This is a genomic window from Pseudomonas ficuserectae, from assembly GCF_024584585.1.
Lineage (GTDB): Bacteria > Pseudomonadota > Gammaproteobacteria > Pseudomonadales > Pseudomonadaceae > Aquipseudomonas > Aquipseudomonas amygdali.
Window position 1 is genome coordinate 532,155 of the sequence record NZ_CP085684.1, and the last position, 21,945, is coordinate 554,099.

At 59.2% G+C, this 21,945-nt stretch carries 20 protein-coding genes and 1 riboswitch; of the genes, 13 read left to right on the forward strand and 7 right to left on the reverse strand.

All coding sequences use genetic code 11. The features are described from left to right. Positions 1–22 precede the first annotated feature (22 nt). The 3 genes from LJU29_RS02340 to LJU29_RS02350 are packed head-to-tail and all read left to right on the forward strand — an operon-like array spanning position 23 to position 2,943. The gene (locus LJU29_RS02340) at positions 23–979 is read left to right on the forward strand and encodes a glycosyltransferase (protein ID WP_005752717.1); all 957 of its coding nucleotides are present in this window, start codon (positions 23–25) and stop codon (positions 977–979) included. A 31-nt stretch (positions 980–1,010) separates the two neighbouring features. Then, a complete protein-coding gene (locus LJU29_RS02345) occupies positions 1,011–1,784 on the forward strand; it encodes a glycosyltransferase family 2 protein (protein WP_005778841.1) in 774 nt (257 codons plus the stop codon). Then, positions 1,774–2,943: an O-antigen ligase family protein gene (locus LJU29_RS02350; protein WP_005752720.1), complete on the forward strand. Its 1,170-nt coding sequence runs from the start codon at positions 1,774–1,776 to the stop codon at positions 2,941–2,943. Before LJU29_RS02345 ends, LJU29_RS02350 begins: the two co-directional genes overlap by 11 nt. Positions 2,944–2,993: 50 nt before the next feature. On the opposite strand, the gene LJU29_RS02355 is transcribed toward LJU29_RS02350, so the two are convergent. Next, positions 2,994–3,632 carry a BUD32 family EKC/KEOPS complex subunit gene (locus tag LJU29_RS02355; protein WP_005752721.1) on the reverse strand — a complete coding sequence of 213 codons (639 nt, stop codon included), beginning with the start codon at positions 3,630–3,632 and terminating at the stop codon, positions 2,994–2,996. 178 nt (positions 3,633–3,810) lie between these two features. On the opposite strand from LJU29_RS02355, the gene msbA reads away from it, so the two are divergent. Together msbA and hldE are read left to right on the forward strand one after the other, a co-directional pair. Next, positions 3,811–5,613, forward strand: coding sequence for a lipid A export permease/ATP-binding protein MsbA (gene msbA, locus LJU29_RS02360; protein ID WP_060407199.1), 1,803 nt, complete (start codon positions 3,811–3,813; stop codon positions 5,611–5,613). A 127-nt stretch (positions 5,614–5,740) separates the two neighbouring features. Further along, entirely contained in the window at positions 5,741–7,165 is a 1,425-nt protein-coding gene (hldE, locus tag LJU29_RS02365; protein ID WP_257111599.1) for a bifunctional D-glycero-beta-D-manno-heptose-7-phosphate kinase/D-glycero-beta-D-manno-heptose 1-phosphate adenylyltransferase HldE, read from the forward strand. A gap of 47 nt (positions 7,166–7,212) precedes the next feature. On the opposite strand, the gene LJU29_RS02370 is transcribed toward hldE, so the two are convergent. The 4 genes from LJU29_RS02370 to LJU29_RS02385 are packed head-to-tail and all read right to left on the reverse strand — an operon-like array spanning position 7,213 to position 10,574. Continuing rightward, positions 7,213–8,169 (reverse strand): hypothetical protein, encoded by a 957-nt coding sequence (locus LJU29_RS02370; protein WP_002551786.1) that lies wholly within the window; start codon positions 8,167–8,169, stop codon positions 7,213–7,215. A gap of 36 nt (positions 8,170–8,205) precedes the next feature. Then, positions 8,206–9,021: an aldo/keto reductase gene (locus tag LJU29_RS02375; protein WP_005743020.1), complete on the reverse strand. Its 816-nt coding sequence runs from the start codon at positions 9,019–9,021 to the stop codon at positions 8,206–8,208. Beyond that, a complete protein-coding gene (locus LJU29_RS02380) occupies positions 9,018–10,193 on the reverse strand; it encodes an NAD(P)/FAD-dependent oxidoreductase (protein WP_057422464.1) in 1,176 nt (391 codons plus the stop codon). Before LJU29_RS02380 ends, LJU29_RS02375 begins: the two co-directional genes overlap by 4 nt. A gap of 48 nt (positions 10,194–10,241) precedes the next feature. Then, positions 10,242–10,574, reverse strand: a complete 333-nt coding sequence (locus LJU29_RS02385; protein ID WP_005752732.1) for an SMR family transporter — start codon at positions 10,572–10,574, stop codon at positions 10,242–10,244. 69 nt (positions 10,575–10,643) lie between these two features. Here LJU29_RS02385 and waaA point away from each other — a divergent pair, with 69 nt between their 5' ends. Next, on the forward strand, positions 10,644–11,924 hold the full coding sequence (gene waaA / locus LJU29_RS02390) for a lipid IV(A) 3-deoxy-D-manno-octulosonic acid transferase (protein WP_005752733.1): 1,281 nt from the start codon (positions 10,644–10,646) through the stop codon (positions 11,922–11,924). A gap of 191 nt (positions 11,925–12,115) precedes the next feature. Here the strand turns inward: waaA and LJU29_RS02395 are convergent, their stop codons facing one another. After that, a complete protein-coding gene (locus LJU29_RS02395; RefSeq protein WP_005752734.1) occupies positions 12,116–13,555 on the reverse strand; it encodes a TolC family outer membrane protein in 1,440 nt (479 codons plus the stop codon). Positions 13,556–13,717: 162 nt separating this feature from the next. Beyond that, positions 13,718–13,822: riboswitch (TPP riboswitch) on the forward strand. A gap of 156 nt (positions 13,823–13,978) precedes the next feature. On the opposite strand from LJU29_RS02395, the gene thiC reads away from it, so the two are divergent. Together thiC and cytX are read left to right on the forward strand one after the other, a co-directional pair. Further along, complete coding sequence (gene thiC / locus LJU29_RS02400; RefSeq protein ID WP_257111600.1) at positions 13,979–15,862, forward strand: phosphomethylpyrimidine synthase ThiC; 1,884 nt, start codon at positions 13,979–13,981, stop codon at positions 15,860–15,862. Positions 15,863–16,499: 637 nt separating this feature from the next. Next, on the forward strand, positions 16,500–17,789 hold the full coding sequence (gene cytX / locus LJU29_RS02405) for a putative hydroxymethylpyrimidine transporter CytX (protein WP_005752736.1): 1,290 nt from the start codon (positions 16,500–16,502) through the stop codon (positions 17,787–17,789). Here cytX and LJU29_RS02410 read toward each other — a convergent pair. Then, a complete protein-coding gene (locus LJU29_RS02410) occupies positions 17,758–18,504 on the reverse strand; it encodes an RsiV family protein (RefSeq protein ID WP_004654549.1) in 747 nt (248 codons plus the stop codon). The two genes, cytX and LJU29_RS02410, sit on opposite strands and share 32 nt — an antisense overlap. 207 nt (positions 18,505–18,711) lie before the next feature. On the opposite strand from LJU29_RS02410, the gene LJU29_RS02415 reads away from it, so the two are divergent. From LJU29_RS02415 to LJU29_RS02435, 5 genes are all read left to right on the forward strand, one after another. After that, on the forward strand, positions 18,712–19,329 hold the full coding sequence (locus LJU29_RS02415; RefSeq protein ID WP_004666418.1) for an NUDIX domain-containing protein: 618 nt from the start codon (positions 18,712–18,714) through the stop codon (positions 19,327–19,329). Further along, a complete protein-coding gene (locus tag LJU29_RS02420; RefSeq protein ID WP_002551796.1) occupies positions 19,320–19,772 on the forward strand; it encodes a DUF1249 domain-containing protein in 453 nt (150 codons plus the stop codon). The genes LJU29_RS02415 and LJU29_RS02420 overlap by 10 nt, the downstream gene beginning before the upstream one ends. 197 nt (positions 19,773–19,969) lie before the next feature. Next, positions 19,970–20,344 (forward strand): hypothetical protein, encoded by a 375-nt coding sequence (locus tag LJU29_RS02425; protein WP_057401738.1) that lies wholly within the window; start codon positions 19,970–19,972, stop codon positions 20,342–20,344. An 87-nt stretch (positions 20,345–20,431) separates the two neighbouring features. Next, positions 20,432–21,238 carry a 3',5'-cyclic-AMP phosphodiesterase gene (gene cpdA, locus LJU29_RS02430; RefSeq protein WP_122322846.1) on the forward strand — a complete coding sequence of 269 codons (807 nt, stop codon included), beginning with the start codon at positions 20,432–20,434 and terminating at the stop codon, positions 21,236–21,238. 88 nt (positions 21,239–21,326) lie between these two features. Then, positions 21,327–21,944 (forward strand): YqiA/YcfP family alpha/beta fold hydrolase, encoded by a 618-nt coding sequence (locus LJU29_RS02435; protein WP_005731105.1) that lies wholly within the window; start codon positions 21,327–21,329, stop codon positions 21,942–21,944. Position 21,945: the final 1 nt, after the last annotated feature.

Below are 21,945 nucleotides of genomic sequence, written 5' to 3' on the forward strand. Positions count from 1 at the left end.
GCGCAGTACTGCAAGGAAAACCATGAAAGTTCTACTTCTGGTCCAGAAAGAGCAGCGTGCGATTCTGGACCGTCTCTATGACGGCATCGCGGCACACTGCGAATGCGATGTGCGCTGGCTGAGTTCCGCGGAGCAACGCAACCTGCGTGGCTATTTCCGCCGCGAAGTGGACGTCAGCCGTTATGACCGGATCCTGTTTTTCCTGCGCTTCAAGCAGGAAGTGCGTCAGGTCGGCTTCATCCGCACGATTCCCAACCTGGTCATCCTTGAACACGATGCCTACCAGAACTACATTCCTTGCAAATACACCGGTAAGTTCAGTGCGCACTATCGCAAGCTGCCTTGGGCGCGGGTGATCTGCTCGGGGTTCATGGTCAGCGAGCGCCTGCGCCAGGAAGGCTTCGACGCGGTGTTCGTGCCCAAGGGCTATGACCAGAGCCTGTTGCAATTGCAGGCGCGTGAGCGTGACATCGAACTGGCGTTCGTGGGCAGCACCAACAGTGTGGCCTACAGCGGCCGCAAGGCGTTGCTGGATGAGTTGGGGCAGGTCGAGAATCTGCTCGTCACGCGTACCAAGTCCGGGGAAGAGTATTGCGACACCCTTAACCGCATCCGCTTTTTCGTCAGTGCCGATGTCGGCATGGGCGAGTACATGATCAAGAATTTCGAGGCCATGGCCTGCGGTTGCGTGCTGCTGGCCTTTGATCAGGGCGCTGAAGAAAATCGCGCGCTGGGCTTTGTCGACATGCACAACATCGTGCTCTATCGCGACATTCCCCAACTTCGTGAAAAGCTGGCGATGTTGCGCGAGAACACCGTGCTGGCCGGCGAAATATCCTGTAATGGGCAGACTTTGGTCGAAGAACGCTTTACATTCCATGCCCTTGGAAAAGCCATCGTGGACGCAATGCATTCGCCGCTGCGCAGCATGCCGGCGATGAGCTGGCTCGACCGCCTGCGGTCACGATTGGGATGGTAGGGAATTATGAATATTCAATGATTGGGAACGAATGATGGTATTCAGCGAAAACAGCGACATTACGCTGGTTGTCACCAGTTGTGGTCGGTTCGACCTGTTGAAGCGCACTCTGGAAACGTTCGACCATTTCAACACTGCGCCCATACGCCATGTGCTGATTACCGAAGACTCCGGCGATGCCCGGGTCCAGGCGTGCATTCCCGAGCACTGGCACCCGCATACGCGCTTCATCATCAACAACCCCAAGCTGGGGCAGATGCGCTCTGTCGATGCGGCCTATTCGCTGATCGAAACGTCCTGGGTGTTCCATTGCGAAGACGACTGGGATTTCTACCGCCCGCACTTCATCGAAGAGTCGATGACGCTGCTGGAACACGACCCTCAAGCCTTGCAGGTCTGGTTGCGCAGCTACAATCATGATCTGCGTATCCACAGCCCTTACGTTTACCTGAACGAGCGTGAAGTGGTCGAGGGTATCCCGTTTTACAAACTGGGCTCGCACAAGCCGGAGTGGCAGGGTTTTTCCTTCAATCCCGGGCTGCGCCGCTTGGCTGATTACCAGCAGCATGCGCCGTATGCCGAGCATGGTGGCGAGAAGAAACTTTCACAATTATTCGCGTCGCAAAACCGTTACGCTCTGATTCTGGAAAATGATGCCGTATTGCACACCGGGTTCGGTGAGCATGTGGTGGTGCCGCAGGAGCGGCTCGACAAACAGCGTCGCAAGCGTCGTGATCGCGTCAAGCTGATCATCGCTGTGCTTGCTGGTCTGGTAACAGGTTGGTTGCTCAATAATGTCAGTTGACCGAATCACAATCCCCAGCAACAAAGTACAGACGTATTTCACCGTAGCGATTGTTGCCTTCCTGCTGAGTTTCATTCTTAACCCGTCAGCCAAGATCACCAACAATCTGTTTTACGCATTCACCGCCTTGCCGGGCTTGTTCTTCTTGATCAAGTACCGCGGCGCCGGGGTGTTTGCAGAGCCGCTGGGCATAGCCTGGGCTGTATTCATGGCGTGTTTTCTGGTGCCGGCGCTGCAAGCGCAGGAGTTCCAGTATTACAAGCATATTGTCTACGTCAGCCTGTTTGTCTTTGTCGTGGCCGGTATTACGGAAAACGGTTTCTTCCGGCGCGGTTTGTTCGTGCGCGGCATGTTCTGGGCCATCTGCCTGTACATTCTGCTCAGCAGCATTTACAGCTGGGTAACCGGGAAATTCGAGTTCGGTCAGCGTGTGGCCATTCTTCCGGGGCGTATGGAGAATGTGATCTACACCAGCGCATGGCTGGTTTGCAGCCTTGCCCTGGCACTGCCGCTATGGGCCAGAGAGCGGCGCTGGATTGAAGCGGTGTCTGCAGTTCTTGTTACTCTGGTGTTAACGGCTTTCGTCGTCCAGACCCGCACCGCGCTGGTGGGCGCAGCCTTCCTGTTTGCCATCTGCACAGCATATTCGCTTTACCGCTTTCCACTGCGGACTGCCGTGGCCTTGCTGGTGGCGGGCGTTGTGGCTGCCATAGGTTTCTGGCTTGTGAAGGATGAGCAGTGGGTCGCTCTGCTGATGGTCAGAGGTGACTCCTATCGCGTCGAGCTGTTTGAAATCATGACCGGTGAATGGCGTCGCTGCGGCTGGGTGCTGGGTTGTGGTGTCGATTTTTATACCACCCAGACTCTGACGGGCGGTATGCCCATCCAGCATCCACACAACATTTTCGTGTCGCTGGGGCTTTACACCGGCGCGGCTTCGCTGGTGATGTTTCTGGTCGTGATGGCGATGACGCTGTGGAACGCCTTGCGTAACGGTGATGCCTGGGGCCTATATCTGGCCTGCGCGCTGTTGATGCTCAACTTTGACGGTGGCCAGTTGGTCGGTAACCCGGATGAGCTCTGGGTGCTGGTGTTGTTACCGGCAACGATGGTGCTGGGCCGTATTGTGCAGGCGCATCGGCTCAGGCAGCAGCAGTAAGATAAAAAATGGCCGCTTCTAAAGCGGCCACCATTCTTTTAGTGAAAGCGTTACTGAATAGCCTGGACCAGTTCGCTGGTGTCGCACAGGCTCTGAGCGCTCATGTAGCCATCCAGAAACGCCGGGTTGCCGTTATCCAGCAGCCATTGGCGATCTTCCTGATAGCGCAACATGTGCTTGAAGTTGCGCAAGCGCAGGCTTTTGCGCAATGCGCGGCGATAGGTTTTCATGTCGGCAATGTCGATCAGGCCAAGGGTGCCTTCCGGTGTGAGGATAACGTTGCCCAGATGGGCCGAGCGAAAATAGATGCCCTTTTCATGCAGGTGAGCAATGAAGCTTCCCAGTTGCCTGCGCAGCTTGTCGTCGGCCACCGCACTGCCCAGTAGCTGGCGCAGGGTGAAGCCTGCCAGCGGATCATAATGCACTGCATCGCGCTCGATTTCGGCGATGCGGCTTACCGAGCGTATGCGCGGGCAGGGAATGCCGCGTTTGATCAGCGTTTCACAGTTGTCTGCGAAGCGTTGGGCATAGGGGGACCAGGCTGCCGAACTGACAAGGCGTTTGCGTCGAAACAATTTCAACATGGAGCCGTCACGCAGACGTAGTACTTTATCGCCCGTGCCATCGGCTTCAAGCACTTCGGCACCTTGAACCAGATCAAGGTAATGGGCGTGGTCAAGCGCTTGCATCGATACTCCGGTTTTTACGCCCCAAGGGCTACTGGTCGTCATACAGAAGCCGGATTTGCAGGCTTCAAGCAGCGGTCAGAAACCCTTGGGAATGGACGAGCCGCCTATGTTACCGCAGCAGGCAGCCGCGAAAACTGCTGTGATACAATTCGGCCTCTTTTTAATACGACGGATTCTCATGACAACCACCGAATCGTCCTCGACTTCCAGCGTGAAAATCTATTTCCGTCTGTTGTCCTATGTGCGTCCGTATGTGGGCATCTTCCTGCTCAGCATCATTGGTTTCGTGATCTTCGCCTCGACCCAGCCAATGCTTGCCGGCATCCTGAAATACTTCGTCGATGGCCTGACCAACCCTGAAGCCGTGCTGTTCCCCAATGTGCCTTATCTGCGTGAGCTGCAACTGTTGCAGGCAGTGCCGTTGCTGATCGTTCTGATCGCCGCATGGCAGGGGCTTGGCTCTTTCCTGGGTAACTACTTCCTGGCCAAGGTGTCTCTCGGGTTGGTCCATGACCTGCGGGTGGCGCTGTTCAACAAGTTGCTGATGTTGCCCAATCGTTACTTCGATACCACCAATTCCGGTCACCTGATTTCGCGTATCACTTTCAACGTCACGATGGTCACCGGCGCGGCAACCGATGCCATCAAAGTAGTGATTCGTGAAGGGCTGACCGTGGTGTTCCTGTTCATCTACCTGTTGATGATGAACTGGAAGCTGACTCTGGTCATGCTCGCCATCCTGCCGCTGATTGCCGTCATGGTCGGCAGTGCGAGCAAGAAATTCCGCAAGCAGAGCAAGAAGATTCAGGTAGCGATGGGCGATGTTACGCACGTTGCCTCGGAAACCATTCAGGGCTATCGCGTGGTACGCAGTTTCGGTGGCGAGTCCTACGAACAGGACCGCTTCGCTCAGGCCAGTGACAGCAACACGCGCAAACAACTGCGCATGACCAAAACCGGCGCCATCTACACGCCGATGCTGCAACTGGTTATCTACAGCGCAATGGCGGTGCTGATGTTTTTGGTGCTGTTCCTGCGAGGCGATGCCACCGCGGGCGATCTGGTTGCCTACATCACTGCGGCCGGTCTGCTGCCCAAGCCGATTCGCCAGTTGTCGGAAGTCAGTTCGACGATCCAGAAAGGTATCGCCGGTGCCGAGAGCATCTTCGAACAACTGGACGTGGAAGAAGAAGTCGATACCGGCACGATCGAGCGTGATCGCGTGGCCGGCCACCTGGAGGTGAAGAACCTCAGCTTCTTCTACCCGCAGACCGAGCGTCAGGTGTTGAACGACATCAGTTTCTCCGCAGCGCCTGGGCAGATGATTGCGCTGGTAGGCCGTTCCGGCAGCGGTAAATCGACCCTGGCCAATCTGATACCGCGTTTTTACGGGCACGAGATGGGCAGCATCCTGCTCGATGGCGTTGAAATCAATGATTACCGCCTGCGCAACCTGCGCAGGCACATAGCCCAGGTCAACCAGAACGTCACGCTGTTCAACGACACGATCGCCAACAACATTGCCTATGGCGATCTGGCAGGTGCTCCGCGTGCCGACATCGAAGCGGCCGCCGCCGATGCCTATGCCAAAGAGTTCATCGACCAGTTGCCGCAGGGGTTCGATACTCAGGTGGGCGAAAACGGCGTGCTGCTGTCCGGTGGTCAGCGGCAGCGTCTGGCCATTGCTCGCGCACTGCTTAAAAACGCACCGCTGCTGATCCTCGATGAAGCTACGTCGGCGCTCGACACCGAGTCCGAACGCCACATCCAGGCGGCCCTGGATCACGTCATGAAGGGCCGAACCACGCTAGTCATCGCTCACCGCCTTTCGACCATCGAAAAGGCCGACATGATTCTGGTCATGGACGCCGGGCAGATCGTCGAGCGCGGCACGCATACCGAGCTGTTGGCACAGAACGGCTATTACGCCCGTCTGCATGCCATGGGTCTGGACGAGCCGGCACCTGTCGGCGCAGTCTGACCTCGCTCTCACCGGGCGGGCCCCTGCGGCCTGCCTGCCTTCGGGCGGTGTGATTCAACAGCCTGTCGGTTATAAACCCCTGTGCTAAGATTCCGCCCCTGTCTATTTTTAAAGTACGGGTAGTTCCATGAAGTTATCCATGCCGCGCTTTGATCAGGCCCCTGTCCTGGTGGTTGGCGATGTGATGCTCGACAGATACTGGCATGGCGGCACCTCGCGTATTTCCCCTGAAGCGCCGGTGCCTGTGGTCAAGGTCGATCAAATCGAAGACCGTCCGGGCGGCGCTGCCAACGTGGCCTTGAACATCGCTGCACTGGGCGCACCGGCTTCGCTGGTCGGTGTGACGGGTGACGACGAGGCCGCAGAAAGTCTGGCCAACAGCCTGAAAGCAGCGGGTGTGCTGGCGCGTTTTCAGCGCATTGCCAATCAGCCCACTATCGTCAAGCTGCGTGTTATCAGTCGCCATCAGCAGCTACTGCGTATCGACTTCGAAGAAGCGTTCAATACTGACCCGCTGGCACTGAGTGCAGAGGTCTACAGCCTGCTGGATGGCATCAAGGTGCTGGTCCTGTCCGATTACGGCAAGGGCGCGCTGAGAAACCATCAGGCACTGATTCAGGCTGCCCGCAAACGCGGTATCCCGGTGTTGGCTGATCCCAAGGGCAAGGATTTCACGATTTATCGCGGTGCCAGCCTGATTACGCCGAACCTCAGCGAATTCGAAGCGATCGTAGGGCATTGTGAAGACGAGGCACAGCTGGTCACCAAAGGCGCGCAGCTGATGCAGGAGCTTGACCTGAGCGCTCTGCTGGTGACCCGTGGTGAACATGGCATGACCCTGCTGCGTCCTGATCAGCAGGCGCTGCATCTGCCAGCCCGCGCTCGCGAAGTGTTCGATGTGACCGGCGCCGGTGACACGGTAATTTCCACTCTCGCAGCAGCGATTGCTGCGGGCGAGGAACTGCCGCATGCGGTGGCGCTGGCCAATCTGGCAGCAGGCATTGTGGTCGGCAAGCTGGGTACAGCAGCCATCAGCGCCCCGGAACTGCGCCGCGCCATTCAGCGTGAAGAAGGTTCCGAGCGCGGCGTGCTGGGGCTGGAGCAACTATTGCTGGCGGTCGATGATGCGCGCGCGCACAAAGAGAAAATCGTCTTCACCAATGGCTGCTTCGACATCCTCCACGCAGGTCATGTGACCTACCTAGAGCAGGCGCGCGCGCAGGGTGATCGTCTGATCGTTGCCGTCAACGATGATGCGTCTGTCAGCCGCCTGAAAGGGCCGGGCCGTCCGATCAACAGTGTCGACCGGCGTATGGCCGTGCTGGCAGGGTTGGGTGCGGTGGACTGGGTGATCAGCTTCCCTGAAGGCACCCCTGAAAATCTGCTGAGTCACGTCAAACCGGACGTACTGGTAAAGGGCGGTGATTACGGCGTTGACCAGGTGGTCGGTGCCGATATCGTCCAGGCGTACGGTGGCGATGTGCGTGTGTTGGGGCTGGTGGAAAACAGCTCGACTACGGCAATTGTCGAGAAGATCCGCGGGCAGGGATAGTTTTTAGCTGCAAGCTGTAAGCCAAGGCAAATCAAAAGGCTTGAGGCTCACAGCTTGCCGCTCATGGCGTGCAGCAGCTCCCGGGCTTTTCCGGTCAGGCGTTTCAGTCCTGACTTCTTCGCCGGTGGGGCCATGCCCTGCTGGCGTAGCCAGTCTTTCCAGCGAATTCGTTCCTCACGCACGATCCAGCCATCCTGCGCGGCGAAACTTTCGGCCAGGTACAGCCCTCGGGTGCCAGCCGGGATCAGTTTGTCGCGCTTGAGCGTGTACAGCTCGGGCAGCGGCACTCCATTTTCCAGCGGCATCAGGTACAGGTCGGGTTTACTGCGGTTGAGGCGGGCGACCAGTTGATCGTTTTCAAGCACTTCATCGACATGGAAAAGGCTGACCGGGCGCGCTTCCTTGGGGATTTCCAGACGCATGTCGTAAATCAGCTGCAAGGACGCGGTGGGTAAATGCACATAAGCCCGTGGGCGCTCCAGCAGTGTCAGGCTGCCGCTTCGCACCGGCCGCGCTGCGCCGGAGAGCGGACTCAGACGAAAGGGCATGGCCTCGCGATAATGCAGCGCAGCGGCATATGGCGCAGGCAGCCAAGTCTCTTTGAACAGTCCACTCAGCCAGCCCTGAGGCGTTTCGATCATGCACTCTTCGGCCACTTCCTGAATGGCGGTATGCAGTGGCAGGGTCAGTTCGTGGGCCGGCACATAACCCGAGATCAGCTTGAGTACGACGTCGCCACGGTCCTGGCGACGCTGGCGAACCAGCACCCAGTAATCGCGATTCTGCCAGCTGACGGTAAGGCGAACGGACACCCCCAGATTGGCAAGCTCGGTGGAGAAACGTTCGGTGTCTGGCACGTCGATCTTGCGCCGCCGTTGCAAGGTCTGCGCGAAGTTCATCGGCATGCCGATGCTCTGATAGCTCAGGCCTTCCGGCGTGGCCTCGACAAACAGCGGCAGGGTCTTGAAGTTGCTGGGGTTCTTGCGGATCAGTGTTCGCGGCATAACGGCTCCTTCTTGCGTTGGGGTCGGCCGCCTCAATCAGGCTTGACGGCAAATCACGGCAGCGGCAGTTGCAACGTTGTGCGCCAGGTGCAACGGATTGATGGTGCCGACAATAGCACTGGCTACCGCCGGATGTTTAAACAGTAGCTGAAAACTGGCCTGCACCGGGTCTGTGCCCGGCGTCAGACAGACATGACCACTGGCCAGCGCTTTCTTCACCAGGATGCCTTTGCCGTGCGCGGCAGCGTAATCCAGCACCGGTTTCTCGCCTTGCTCGTTGAGGTTGTAGGTGACCATCGCACAATCCCCCTCGCGCAATGCCAACAGGCCGCCTTCGACCGTCTTGCCGGAAAAGCCGAAGCCGCGAATCTTGCCTTCGCGCTTGAGGTCGGCGAGGGTCTGATACACCTCGGCCTCGTTGAGGATCGCCAGGTCGTTGCCGTCTGAATGCACCAGCACCAGATCGAGAAAATCGGTTTCAAGTCGTTTCAGGCTGCGCTCGACCGATTTGCGGGTGTGCTCAGCGCTGAAGTCATGGCTCGACTGACCGTTGTCGAATTCTTCGCCGACCTTGCTGACAATCACCCAGTCCTGGCGCTGACCGCGCAGCAGCGGTCCCAGGCGCTCTTCGCTGGTGCCATAGGCGGGTGCAGTGTCGATCAGGTTGATGCCCATGTCGCGAGCCATGCGCAGCAGCATCTGCGCCTGCTGGTCATCGGGAATCTTGAAGCCGCTGGGGTATTTGACGCCTTGGTCGCGGCCCAGTTTGACGGTGCCCAGGCCAAGGGGCGATACGCTCAGGCCGCTATTGCCCAGCGGGCGATGCAGGTCGTGCAGGGTTTTCAGGCTCATGGCAGCAGCTCATCCCAGACAGGTATGGCCATCGGCGGCCTTGGTACATCAACCAGTGGTGACTGCGGTGTCGGATGGATGCCATCTCTCGAAAGCTGCGACAGAACCCGGTCAGCGAAGTCCGGAGCCAGTGCCAGTTTGGTCGGCCAGCCGATCATCAGACGTTGCTGGCTGTCGAGAAAGGCGTTGTCTGGCCGCACCAGCCCCGACTGGGCAGGCTCGGCGCGGTCCACGCGCAGGGTCGCCCATTGTGCCTGACTCAGGTCGACCCACGGCAGCAGGGCTTCAAGCTCCTTGCGGGCGACGGCGATCTGCGCGTCCGGCTCGCGTGCCACGCCCTCGGCCTCAGCCAGATCGCCACCCAGGTACCACACGCACTGGCCGTCAGCCGCAGGGTGGGTGGTGACCGTGATGCGCGGCTTGGGACCGCCACCCAGGCAGTGGGCGAACAGCGGTTTCAGGGTCGGGCCCTTGACCAGCACCATGTGCAACGGGCGGCGCTGCATCTGCGGTTGCGATACGCCAAGTGCATTGAGCAGGTCGGCGTTGCCACCGCCAGCACTGAGTACGATGCGCTGGGCATGAATATCGCGCCCATCGACGCGCAGCCCGATCAGCTCATCGCCCTCGAAGAACGGCTCGATGTGTTGACCGGCCAGCAGGCTGTCACCGGCCAGCTCGGCGAGTCGCTCGATCAGGCTCGGCACATCGACCACCAGTTCCGCGAGACGATAGACCTTGCCCTTGAATTTGGGGTTTTGCAGTGCGGGCGGTAATTGCTCGCCCTTGACCTGATCCACACGGCCGCGCACCGCCTTGCTGGCGAAGAAGCTGGTGAGATTGCCGGCGATGGTGCCTGGCGACCACAGGTAATGGGCCTCGGACAGCAGGCGTACACCGGACAGGTCCAGCTCGCCTTTGCCATCGAGAGCTTCACGCCAGCGGCGCGGCATATCGGCGATGGCCTCGGAGGCACCGGAAAGCGCGCCGTGCAGCGCGTACTTGGCACCGCCGTGGATGATCCCCTGAGACTTGAGGCTTTGCCCGCCACCCAGGCTGGCGCTTTCTACCAGCACTGTCGAGAACCCTTGACGACGCAACCGGGCGTTGAGCCATAGACCGGCTACGCCAGCCCCGACAATCAGCACGTCAGTGGAAATAACCGATGGCATGAGCACCTCAGTGAGCAAAAAGTACGAGCATTATAAAGGATCGGCTTTTCAATGCCCGGCGGTTTTCGAGAACAGCTGGATGACGGCTACGCCAGCCACAATCATGGCCATGCCCAACAACGCGGGCAGGTCGAGTTTCTGGCCGTAGATGAAGAACGCCGCAATGCTCACCATGACGATGCCCATGCCCGACCAGATGGCGTAGGTGATGCCGACCGGGATCGTGCGCATCACCAGAATCAGCATCCAGAATGCAATCGCATAACCAGTGATCAGCAGCAACAGCGGCAGGGGAGTGCTGAACCCTTTCACGGCTTTCATGGAAGTAGTGGCGATGACTTCCGCGCAAACGGCGATAGCCAGCAGATAATAAGCGTTCATGGTGCATTCCTTTTCGTCAGGCTGCGCATTCTAGCGACTTGTGATGGCGGGCTGATAAACTCCGCGCCCATGAATAGAACCCTTTATACCCTACTGTTTCATCTCGGCCTGCCACTGGTTGCCCTGCGCCTGTGGTTACGTGCGCGTAAGGCTCCGGCGTATCGCCAGCGCATCGGCGAGCGGTTCGCCAGCGGCCTGCCTGCCATGCAGCGCGGTGGTATCTGGGTGCATGCGGTGTCAGTGGGCGAAAGCATCGCGGCCGCGCCGATGATTCGCGCGCTGCTGCTGCAATACCCCCAACTGCCGATCACTGTGACTTGCATGACGCCCACAGGTTCGGAACGAATCAAGGCGCTGTTCGCCAGCGAACCGCGCATTCAGCATTGCTACCTGCCGTATGACTTACCTTGGGCGGCAGGGCGTTTTCTCGATCATGTGCAGCCCCGGCTGGGCATCATCATGGAAACCGAGCTGTGGCCCAACCACATCCACCAATGCGCCCTGCGCGGGATCCCCGTGGTGCTCGCCAATGCGCGGCTTTCTGAGCGCTCGGCGAGGGGCTACGCACGTTTTGCCAAGCTTGCCCGGCCGATGCTGGCGCAAATGGCCTGGTTCGCGGTGCAGACAGAAGTCGAGGCGCAGCGCTTTCGTGATCTGGGCGCGCGTCCCGAGTGCGTTGCAGTGACCGGTTCGATCAAGTTCGACCTGAGTATCGACCCGCAATTGCTGGAACGTGCCGCGCACTTGCGTGAGCAATGGCAGGCGACGCAGCGTCCGGTATGGATCGCCGCCAGCACCCATGCAGGCGAGGATGAAAGCGTTCTTTCAGCTCATCGCACGTTATTGACGAGCCATCCTGATGCGCTGCTGATCCTGGTGCCGCGTCATCCCGAGCGTTTCGACAGCGTGCATGCGCTGTGTCAGCAGCAGGGTTTTGCGACGGTTCGGCGCTCATCCGCGCAGGCTGTCACGCCGGACGTCTCGGTGCTGATGGGCGATACCATGGGCGAATTGCTGTTTCTCTATGCGCTGGCCGATATCGCTTTTGTGGGCGGCAGCCTGGTGCCTAACGGCGGTCACAACCTGCTGGAGCCTGCTGCGCTGGCAAAACCGGTGCTCAGCGGCCCGCACCTGTTCAACTTCCTCGAGATTGCCACCATGCTGCGCACTGCCGGCGCGTTGCAAGAGGTCAGCGATGCGACCACGCTGGCCGCCGCCGTGCAGGGGCTTTTCGACCAGCCACAGCAGGCTCGCAGCATGGCCGATGCAGGGCTGGCTGTGATGAAGGCCAATCAGGGCGCGCTGCAACGCCTGCTCGACGGGATCGGGCGGTTGATGGGCAGGCGCTGAGTCGGAGGACGCGGAGCGTCCAGAACTGCATGCCGACGCAGAGCGTCGGCACGATAGTTGAGCTCGTCCAGACGCCTATCGTTCCTTACGCTCCAGCGTGGGAATGCCTTGGGTGACGCTCCGCGTCACAAATCTGCGTCGCGCTGCATGACTTGAAGTCGGGCGCAGAGCATCCAGATCGGTCAGCAATCTCAGCGCTTTGCAGGTCGCTCGAAGTTCTTCTGCGCGGCGGTTGCCAGGTCGGGCGGCAGGAAGTCTTTGTCCGGGTTGTAGTCGGCCTTCAGGTAGCGTGACAGATCCTGCAGGTCGCCCGGGCTCAGTGTGCCGGCTGCCTGCTTGAGGCGGAGGTTGTCGAGGATGTAGTCATAGCGCGTGTTGTTGTAGTCACGCACCGAGGCATACAGCTGGCGCTGCGCATCCAGCACGTCGACGATGTTGCGGGTGCCAACCTGATAACCGATTTCGGTGGCTTCCAGCGCGCTCTGGTTGGAGATGATCGACTGTTTGCGGGCCTGGACCTGCTCGACATCGGTGTTCACCGCACGGTGCAGGTTGCGCGTATTTTCCACCACCTGACGACGCAGGCTTTCACGGCGTTGCTCGCTCTGGCTCAGGCGCGCATAGGCTTCGCGTACCTGTGAACTGGTCAGGCCACCGCTGTAGATCGGGATATTCAGCTGCACGCCAATACTGCGCTGCTCGACGTCGCCGCCATAATTGCGCCCGGTGTAATTGGGGTTGCTAAAACCCAGTGCGTCGTTGTCGCCACGCTGATAAGTCGCCACGGCATCAAGTGTCGGGGCATGCCCGGCCTTGCGCTGACGCAGGGTTTCCTCGGCAGCACTGACCGCGTAATTACTGGCCAGCAGGTTGAGGTTCTGTTGTGCTGCGGTATCGACCCAGGCCTTGGCATCGTTTGGCGTTGGCGCCAGCACAGGCAAGGTATGCACGATGCCTTCGATGGAGTTGTATTCCCGATTGGTCAGCGTCACCAGGGCTTGAAACGCATCATCCACCTGGCGCTTGGCGAGAATCCGGCTGGCGCGCGAGGTGTCGTAGCTGGCCTGCGCCTGCAACACGTCGGTCTTGTCCGACAGGCCGACATCGAAACGCTCGTTGGCCTGATCGAGCTGGCGTTTGAACGCTGCCTCCTCGGCCTTGGTCGAGGCCAGATTGTCCTGGGCGCGCAGCACGCTGAAATAGCTTTGTGCCGCTTGCAGGATCAGGTTCTGCTCGGTAGCCGACAGCTCGAGTGCCGCCTGCTCGTTGCTCGCCTCGGCGGCCTGCAACTGGAACCAGCGGTCGGCACGGAAGATCGGCTGGCTCAGGGTGGCTTGATAGACGTTACCGCTACGGGTGGCCACGGTTCTGGGCTGGTCGATACTGGTGCGGGTATTGTTGCTTTGTGCACTGCCGGAAATGTTCGGCAGCAAACCGGCGCGGGCCTGCGGTACGGCTTCCTTGCGGGCATCGTAATCGGCGCGGGATGCCGCAAGGTCGGCATTGTTGTCCACCGCCTGCTGATAGACATTCAGCAGACCAGTCTGGGTCGGCAGTGGCATATCGGCTGCCCACGTCAGGCCGCTGGACGCAAACGAAACGGCCACAACCAACGAAAGTTTGCGCAGCATGAGGCATTCCCTGTTCATGAAGAAAGTAATCACGGTTTTAAGCGAAACCGGGTTAGCGAGTGTAGAGCCAGACTCTTTTAGCAACAATCGGCGATTTGCGCCATTTATCGAGCCCTGTGCAAATAGGCTGGCATTGCGACCGCGCCCCGGCATAGACTGATCGCGTTCTTGTCGGGGTGCCTTGCTATGAGGCTGAGATCGGTTAAACCGGATCCCGTTGAACCTGATCAGGTTAGCGCCTGCGTAGGGAACAAGATTTCTCGTCTCCCGGCGAGTCCTCTTGAGTATCGTCCGGGGTCGATTGTTCAAAAAATGAACAGCGTACGTCTCCTTTCGATACTCAGCACCAGCACTGGTGCACCCATCCGTCACGTCAGGTCACTCCGACAATAAATCCGCAACCGGATGTCTGGAGAGCCCGTGATGAGTACAACACTAAAAAACGCAGCCCATTTGAGCGAGTCGGCACAAGTCGATTCCGGATCGGTACAGCCGTTTACCCGTTCGCAGAAAATCTACGTTCAGGGCTCACGCCCGGACATCCGCGTGCCGATGCGCGAAATCACTCTGGACGTCACACCGACTGACTTCGGCGGTGAAATCAACGCGCCGGTCACGGTCTATGACACCTCCGGCCCGTACACCGACCCCAACGTGATCATCGACGTGCGTAAAGGCCTGGCGGATGTTCGCTCGCCGTGGATCGACTCGCGCAACGACACCGAGCGCCTGGCGGGCCTGAGTTCCAACTTCGGCCAGCAACGCCTGAGCGACGCCGAACTGACTGCGCTGCGCTTTGCTCATGTGCGCAACCCGCGCCGGGCCAAGGCGGGGGCCAACGTCAGCCAGATGCACTATGCGCGTCAGGGCATCATTACCGCCGAGATGGAATACGTTGCCATCCGCGAAAACATGAAGCTTCAGGAAGCCCGTGCCGCTGGCCTGCTGACCCAGCAGCATGCGGGGCACAGCTTCGGCGCGAGCATCCCGAAGGAAATTACTGCCGAGTTCGTGCGCGAAGAGATCGCCCGTGGTCGCGCGATCATCCCGGCCAACATCAACCACGTCGAACTGGAACCGATGATTATCGGCCGTAACTTTCTGGTAAAGATCAACGGCAACATCGGTAACAGCGCGCTGGGATCTTCCATCGAAGAGGAAGTTGCCAAGCTGACCTGGGGCATTCGCTGGGGTTCTGACACGGTCATGGACCTGTCTACCGGCAAGCATATTCATGAAACCCGTGAATGGATCATCCGCAACTCGCCGGTGCCGATCGGTACTGTGCCTATCTATCAGGCTCTGGAAAAAGTCGGCGGTGCGGCCGAGGACCTGACCTGGGAGCTGTTCCGCGACACACTGATCGAGCAGGCCGAGCAGGGCGTTGATTACTTCACCATCCACGCCGGTGTGTTGCTGCGTTATGTGCCGCTGACCGCCAAGCGTGTGACCGGGATTGTCAGCCGTGGTGGTTCAATCATGGCCAAGTGGTGCCTGGCGCATCATCAGGAAAACTTCCTGTACACCCATTTCGAAGACATTTGCGAAATCATGAAGGCTTATGACGTCAGCTTCTCGCTGGGCGATGGTTTGCGTCCTGGCTCGATTGCCGACGCCAACGATGCGGCGCAGTTCGGTGAGTTGGAAACCTTGGGTGAACTGACCAAGATCGCCTGGAAGCACGACGTGCAGACCATGATCGAAGGCCCCGGTCATGTGCCGATGCAGTTGATCAAGGAAAACATGGACAAGCAGCTGGAATGCTGCGACGAAGCGCCGTTTTACACTCTGGGCCCGCTGACCACCGATATTGCGCCGGGGTATGACCACATCACGTCGGGCATCGGTGCCGCGATGATTGGCTGGTTCGGTTGCGCCATGCTGTGCTACGTCACGCCCAAAGAGCACCTGGGGCTGCCGAACAAGGATGACGTGAAGACCGGGATCATCACCTACAAGATCGCTGCCCACGCAGCGGACCTTGCCAAAGGCCATCCAGGGGCGCAGATCCGTGATAACGCCTTGAGCAAGGCGCGTTTCGAGTTCCGCTGGGAAGACCAGTTCAACCTCGGGCTGGACCCGGACACCGCGCGCTCGTACCACGACGAAACCCTGCCCAAGGACTCGGCCAAGGTCGCGCATTTCTGTTCCATGTGCGGGCCGAAATTCTGCTCGATGAAAATCACTCAGGAAGTACGCGAGTACGCCGCCAACCAGCGGATCGAAGCAGTCGATGTCGCCAAAGGCCTGGCCGAGCAGGCCGAGCGCTTCAAGCAGGAAGGCAGCCAGTTGTACAAGAAGGTGTAGAAAGCGGTACGTGCACGACAGAACACCGCTAGCGGTTATCGCTACGCTCCAGCATTGGGCTTTACGACTCGGAGCTTCGCACGATAGTTGCGATTATCGTTCCGCACGCTCCAGCGTGGGAATGCAGTTCTCGACGCTCTGCGTCGTCAAGAGGACGCAGAGCGTCCAGAAAGGCATGCGACTCGGAGCGTCGCACGATAGTTGCGATTATCGTTCCGCACGCTCCAGCGTGGGAATGCAGTTCTCGACGCTCTGCGTCGTCAAGAGGACGCAGAGCGTCCAGAAAGGCATGCGACTCGGAGCGTCGCACGATAGTTGCGATTATCGTTCCGCACGCTCCAGCGTGGGAATGCAGTTCTCGACGCTCTGCGTCGTCAAGAGGACGCGGAGCGTCCAGAAAGGCATGCGACGCAGAGCGCCGCACGATAGTTGCGATTATCGTTCCGCACGCTCCAGCGTGGGAATGCAGTTCTCGACGCTCTGCGTCGTCAGGAGGACGCGGAGCGTCCAGAACGGCATGCGACGCAGAGCGCCGCACGATAATTGCGATGATCCCACGCTCTGCGTGGTAGCGCTGTTCTGGAAGCTCCGCGTCCGATCCCGAATCACCGATCAACACCCCACACGAGACACAAACGTGAACACACCTGGCACCTATTCTCCCGACACCCCCATCCCTGCCAGCCAGCGGGTGTTCGGTGGGCGGGATCTGTTCTCCCTGTGGTTTTCCCTCGGCATCGGTTTGATGGTGCTGCAAACCGGGGCCTTGCTGGCACCGGGGCTGGGCATGTCCGGCTCGCTGCTGGCGATTTTCCTCGGCACGCTGGTGGGCGTTTTACTGCTCGCCAGTGTCGGCGTGATCGGCAGTGACACCGGTTTGTCTTCCATGGCAGCCCTCAAACTCAGCCTGGGCAGCAAAGGCGCGTCGCTGCCTGCAGTGTTGAACCTGCTGCAACTGATCGGTTGGGGTTCGTTCGAGATCATCGTCATGCGCGACGCCGCCAGTCTGTTGGGCGAGCGGGCTTTTTCGCAGGGCAGTCTGTGGACCAGCCCGCTGCTCTGGACGCTGTTTTTTGGAGCGCTGGCCACTCTGCTGGCGGTCAGCGGACCATTGACCTTTGTGCGCCGATTCTTGCGCAAGTGGGGGATCTGGATACTGCTGGCCGCGTGTTCATGGCTGACCTGGAACCTGCTGACCAAGGCTGATCTGGCAGCGCTGTGGTCGACATCCGGGGACGGTTCACTGCCGTTTGCTTCGGGGTTCGACATCGCCATCGCCATGCCGCTGTCCTGGCTGCCGCTCATTGCCGACTACTCGCGCTTCGGCAAACGCGCGAAAAGCGTCTTTGGCGGCACGGCCGCAGGCTTTTTCATCGGTAACTTCTGGCTGATGGGTCTGGGCGTTGCCTATACATTGGCGTTCGCCCCTGGCGGCGAGGTCAATGCCTTGCTGCTGGCACTGGCCGGCGCAGGTCTGGGTATCCCGTTGCTGCTGATTCTGCTGGATGAGACGGAAAATGCGTTCGCCGATATTCATTCGGCGGCGGTATCGAGTGCTTTGCTGTCACGCATCAAGGTCGAGCACCTGGCATTGACCATCGGCGTGATCTGCACGCTGATCGCCTGTCTGGCACCGCTGGCCCAGTACCAGAACTTTCTGCTGCTGATCGGCTCGGTGTTTGCGCCGCTGTTCGGCGTGGTGCTGGTCGACCATTTCATCCTGCGTCGTCGCAGTGGTCAGGTAATGGAGGGCGGTTTGCGCTGGATGAGTCTGCTGGCGTGGCTGGGCGGGCTCAGCACCTATCACCTGCTGGCTGGCTTTTACCCGAATGTCGGTGCAACACTGCCAGCGCTCGTTGTCGCTGGCGTGTTGCAGCTGTTGATCGGCGGTGCTATCAACCGCGACCGGGGAACAGTTCCGGCTTGAGGATGCCATTGAGCTGAGGGTAAGGAATCTTCAGCTCGATGTGACCCATCGAATACGGCGCGATGGTATCCACCGAGTACTTGAGGATCACCGCGCCGTACGTCAGCGCGATGTGTGGCGTGCGCTTGAACGGCCAGGTCTTCATGAACTCGCTGTCTTCATTCATTTTGGTCGAGACCAGCCAACCCTGGTGGGCCAGTTGGGCCTTCTGCCAGAACTCGCTTTCCTTGCCCGGAATGATCATGTCGGCCAGGGTCAGGACTTTCTGCTGCTGACGCGAATAGTTGATGAACGCCCGGCCGGGGTTGCCGTGGGCACCACCGGTATCCAGATAACTGGAAAGTTCGACAACCACGATACCGTCATGCTGCTCGCGTACCTTGGCTTGCAGATAACTGCTGTTACGGCCCTGGGCCTGGCTCAGGAACTGCTCCTGATAGGCTTTAATGGACGCAGGCGGCGAGGCGCTGCTGTCGGCAACGGTCAGTTGCAGCAAGGTCTTCTGGACGATGGCGTCCAATCGCGGCTCATCGGGAAAATGCACGGTATCGATGTTCACCAGCGGGCAGTCCGCCGTGGTGCAGCCTGGCTTGATCAGCTCGGAGGCATCGCGCTGGACTTGCAGCGGTGTGCGCATGTTGGGCGTGAAGAGGCTTTGGCAGGCGCCGAGCAACAGGGCCAGGCAAGCCAGTGAAGTGATCCTCAATAACGACATGTTGATCCTTGGCAGTGTCAGTAAAGGCGGTTGCGTTGTGCGTATGCAGGTTGGTTGGACTGTAAACAACGTCTTCGGTTCGATCATGGCAGATTAGAATTGTTTTAAGTCCCGGCCGTCTACCCTGCATCTTCAAGGGGGCTGCATCTTAACGTCGATGCGCGTTAGGATGGCCCGATGTCAAAAACGGCGGCAAGCGAGAAACCCATGACCCAGACCACACGATCTGCACCAAGCGCTTTTGAAACCATACAGCGCGAAAACTGCTTCAAGGGCTTCTATAGGCTGGACAAGCTGCATGTGCGCCACGAACTGTTCGACGGTGGCATGAGCAAGGAAATCAGCCGCGAGCTTTTCGTTCGCCACGATGCGGTTTGCGTACTGCCTTACGATGCCAAGCGTGACGAAGTGGTGCTCATAGAGCAGTTTCGCGTGGGGGCCATGGAAAAGACCAGCAACCCGTGGCTGATCGAACTGGTCGCCGGGCTGATCGACAAGGATGAGCAGCCGGAAGAAGTTGCTCATCGCGAGGCAGAGGAGGAAGCTGGACTGGTGTTCCGCTCGCTTTGGCCCATCACAAAATACTTTCCTTCTCCAGGTGGCAGTAATGAGTTTGTTCACTTGTACCTGGGGCAGTGCAGCAGTGAAGGGGCAGGCGGAATTCACGGGCTTGAGTCCGAAGGCGAAGACATCCGGGTCACGGTCTGGTCATTCGATGACGCAATGCAGGCGATGAAAGATGGAACAATCAAAAACGCGTCGACGATCATCGCCTTGCAATGGCTGGCGCTGAATCGTGCGGAGATAAGGGGTTTATGGTCGTGAATCTATTGCGCGAGCGCTACCGTGTCGACCTTGCCGGACTGCAGGCTGCGTGTGAGGCCAACTACGCGCGCCTGATGCGCCTGCTGCCCGACATGCGCAACGAACAGCGCTCACGCCGCGTCGCCGTTACACAGGGTGACCAGATGCTGGGCGTACTGGCCGTCGAAGTATTGCTCGACTGCCCGTACACCACCACCCTGCAAGTCCGCCAGGAACACAGCCTGCCGTGGCTGCCGGTGCCGGTGCTCGAAGTACAGGTCTACCATGACGCACGCATGGCCGAAGTCATCGGCGCCGAGCATGCGCGGCGCTTTCGCGGGATTTATCCCTACCCGAACGCCGACATGCATCAACCGGACGAAAAAGCCCAGCTCAATTTGTTTCTGGGCGAGTGGCTGAGTCATTGCCTGGCGTGTGGGCATGAGTTTGAGGCAGTGCGTTAACGCCTCTTCAATTGTTATCGCACTACTGCTCCTTGGCTTCGCCCTGTATTTATCCCACACCGGATTGACCGATAAGTGACGTCAGCTGACAGCGGGCAGGCTCCAGTCTTGTAGGTGGTTTCTGAAAATCCCCCGGCACCTTGGATTTGAAACCACATGCCTTACATTCGACCTGAATTTATTTGCAGGTATAACGAATGAGTGACTTAGGCACCCCACGATGTCTGTTAGCGTGCTTCTCGGGAGTCACCCTCAGCCTTTTCAGCTATCTCGGGTTGATAACCCTGGCAGGCAGCGCTCTGCGTTGGGAACACTTTCTATATACGGCCATTACCGGAGTGGTCATTGGTATTCTGTCTTTGAGGCTCATGCCGTGGATCGTTCATCTGGCTGGACTGGCAGGAATGATTCTTGGCGTTGTCCTGGAGCTTTTGTTGGCGGGATATCTCTGGCCTGGAATGCCTTATGAGCGGGTGCTGAGCTATCTCTTGGGTGCGGGACTGGCGGGCATGGTGTCTGCCGGACTTATTGCTTTAATTGTGCTCAAGCACCGAGCAAATCAGCAAATGTGACCAAATGCTCGTCTGCGCTCACATTCCCGGTTTACCCGCCCGCTGCCACATCACATAATCGCGCTGAATCCTCTCTGGGAGACGGTCTTGCCAAGCGCAGCCCCTTCATCGTCAGTTTTGCTGGTGCAGATATCCGACAGCCACCTGTTCGCCGAGGCGGACGGGGCGTTGTTGGGTATGAGTACCCGCGACAGTCTGGAAAAAGTTGTTGATCTGGTCCTCGCCGAGCAGCCACATATTGATCTTGTGGTGGCCAGCGGGGATATCTCCCAGGATGGCAGTGTCGAGTCTTACGAAGCGTTTCGCCGGATAAGTACGCAGATCGTCGCCCCCGCGCGCTGGTTTGCCGGTAATCATGATGAATTGCCGCAGATGGAGCATGTGGCGCAGGCTGAAGGGCTGCTTGATCCGATCATCAACATCGGCCAGTGGCGGGTGACGTTGCTGGATTCGGCAGTGCCCGGTTCGGTGCCGGGGTTTCTGGCTGCTGGGCAATTGCAGTTGCTGGAGCAGTCGCTGAGCGAAGCGCCTGACCGGCATCATCTGGTCTGCCTGCATCACCACCCGGTGGCCATCGGCTGTGAATGGATGGCACCCATCGGTTTGCGCAATGCTGACGCGTTGTTTGCGGTGCTGGATCGATTCCCGCAGGTTCGGGCCGTATTGTGGGGGCATGTACATCAGGAGTTCGACCAGATGCGTAACGGCGTGCGCCTGCTGGCGTCGCCCTCGACCTGCATTCAGTTCGCGCCGGGCAGTGCCGATTTCAAGGTGGACACCACGGCACCGGGCTATCGCTGGCTGCGACTGCATGACGACGGACGGCTGGAAACCGCTGTTTCCCGAGTGGTTGGCATGGAGTTCGAAGTCGATTACGGCGGCACCGGCTACTGAATGAGCGGGCGGACACGTTTCCAGTGAGGTGTTGTAGCGTAAGTCCCTGTAAACTACACGGCTTTGCCTTGCACTCGGGAGCGACAGCGTGACCAGCGACACACCTTCACTGCTATACATCCATGGCTTGAACAGCTCGGCCCTGTCGAGAAAGGCCTGTCAGTTGGCCGCGCTGATGAAGTCGCTGGGTCTGGCTGATCGTCTGCAAGTCCCTGAACTGCATCACCATCCGCGTCAGGCTATGGGGCAGCTTGAAACCGCTATAAAGGAGCTGGGACGGCCATTACTGGTCGGCAGCTCGCTCGGCGGCTACTATGCGACTCATTTGGCGCAGCAGCATGGCCTCAAGGCGGTGCTGATCAACCCGGCAGTCAACCCGCATCAGCTGTTTGACGGGTTTCTCGGCGTGCAGCAGAACCTGTACACCGGCGAGCAGTGGCAGTTGACCGAAGACCATATTCAGGCACTGGCCGAGCTGGAGGTTCCTGCTCCCCAGGACCCGCAGCAGTTTCAGGTGTGGTTGCAGACCGGTGACGAGACCCTTGATTATCGTCGCGCCGAGAAGTTTTACCGGGCCTGTGCCTTGCGCATTCAGGCGGGCGGCGACCACAGTTTTCAGGGTTTTGCCGAGCAAATGCCAGCGTTGTTGAGCTTTGCCGGGTTTGCCCCCGATCTGTTGCAGAAGATCGACCTGTCGGCGCTATAGG

Excerpts from the sequence above, each read along its gene's own strand:
- LJU29_RS02420 (WP_002551796.1), top strand. The coding sequence starts at position 19,320 with ATGGTCGTGAATCTATTGCGCGAGCGCTACCGTGTCGACCTTGCCGGA.
- LJU29_RS02375 (WP_005743020.1), bottom strand. The coding sequence starts at position 9,021 with ATGAGCCTGAAAACCCTGCACGACCTGCATCGCCCGCTGGGCAATAGC.
- LJU29_RS02340 (WP_005752717.1), top strand. The coding sequence starts at position 23 with ATGAAAGTTCTACTTCTGGTCCAGAAAGAGCAGCGTGCGATTCTGGAC.
- LJU29_RS02380 (WP_057422464.1), bottom strand. The coding sequence starts at position 10,193 with ATGCCATCGGTTATTTCCACTGACGTGCTGATTGTCGGGGCTGGCGTA.
- thiC (WP_257111600.1), top strand. The coding sequence starts at position 13,979 with ATGAGTACAACACTAAAAAACGCAGCCCATTTGAGCGAGTCGGCACAA.
- LJU29_RS02395 (WP_005752734.1), bottom strand. The coding sequence starts at position 13,555 with ATGCTGCGCAAACTTTCGTTGGTTGTGGCCGTTTCGTTTGCGTCCAGC.
- hldE (WP_257111599.1), top strand. The coding sequence starts at position 5,741 with ATGAAGTTATCCATGCCGCGCTTTGATCAGGCCCCTGTCCTGGTGGTT.
- LJU29_RS02355 (WP_005752721.1), bottom strand. The coding sequence starts at position 3,632 with ATGCAAGCGCTTGACCACGCCCATTACCTTGATCTGGTTCAAGGTGCC.
- LJU29_RS02350 (WP_005752720.1), top strand. The coding sequence starts at position 1,774 with ATGTCAGTTGACCGAATCACAATCCCCAGCAACAAAGTACAGACGTAT.
- LJU29_RS02370 (WP_002551786.1), bottom strand. The coding sequence starts at position 8,169 with ATGCCGCGAACACTGATCCGCAAGAACCCCAGCAACTTCAAGACCCTG.
- LJU29_RS02345 (WP_005778841.1), top strand. The coding sequence starts at position 1,011 with ATGATGGTATTCAGCGAAAACAGCGACATTACGCTGGTTGTCACCAGT.
- msbA (WP_060407199.1), top strand. The coding sequence starts at position 3,811 with ATGACAACCACCGAATCGTCCTCGACTTCCAGCGTGAAAATCTATTTC.
- LJU29_RS02385 (WP_005752732.1), bottom strand. The coding sequence starts at position 10,574 with ATGAACGCTTATTATCTGCTGGCTATCGCCGTTTGCGCGGAAGTCATC.
- LJU29_RS02410 (WP_004654549.1), bottom strand. The coding sequence starts at position 18,504 with ATGTCGTTATTGAGGATCACTTCACTGGCTTGCCTGGCCCTGTTGCTC.
- LJU29_RS02415 (WP_004666418.1), top strand. The coding sequence starts at position 18,712 with ATGACCCAGACCACACGATCTGCACCAAGCGCTTTTGAAACCATACAG.
- waaA (WP_005752733.1), top strand. The coding sequence starts at position 10,644 with ATGAATAGAACCCTTTATACCCTACTGTTTCATCTCGGCCTGCCACTG.
- LJU29_RS02425 (WP_057401738.1), top strand. The coding sequence starts at position 19,970 with ATGAGTGACTTAGGCACCCCACGATGTCTGTTAGCGTGCTTCTCGGGA.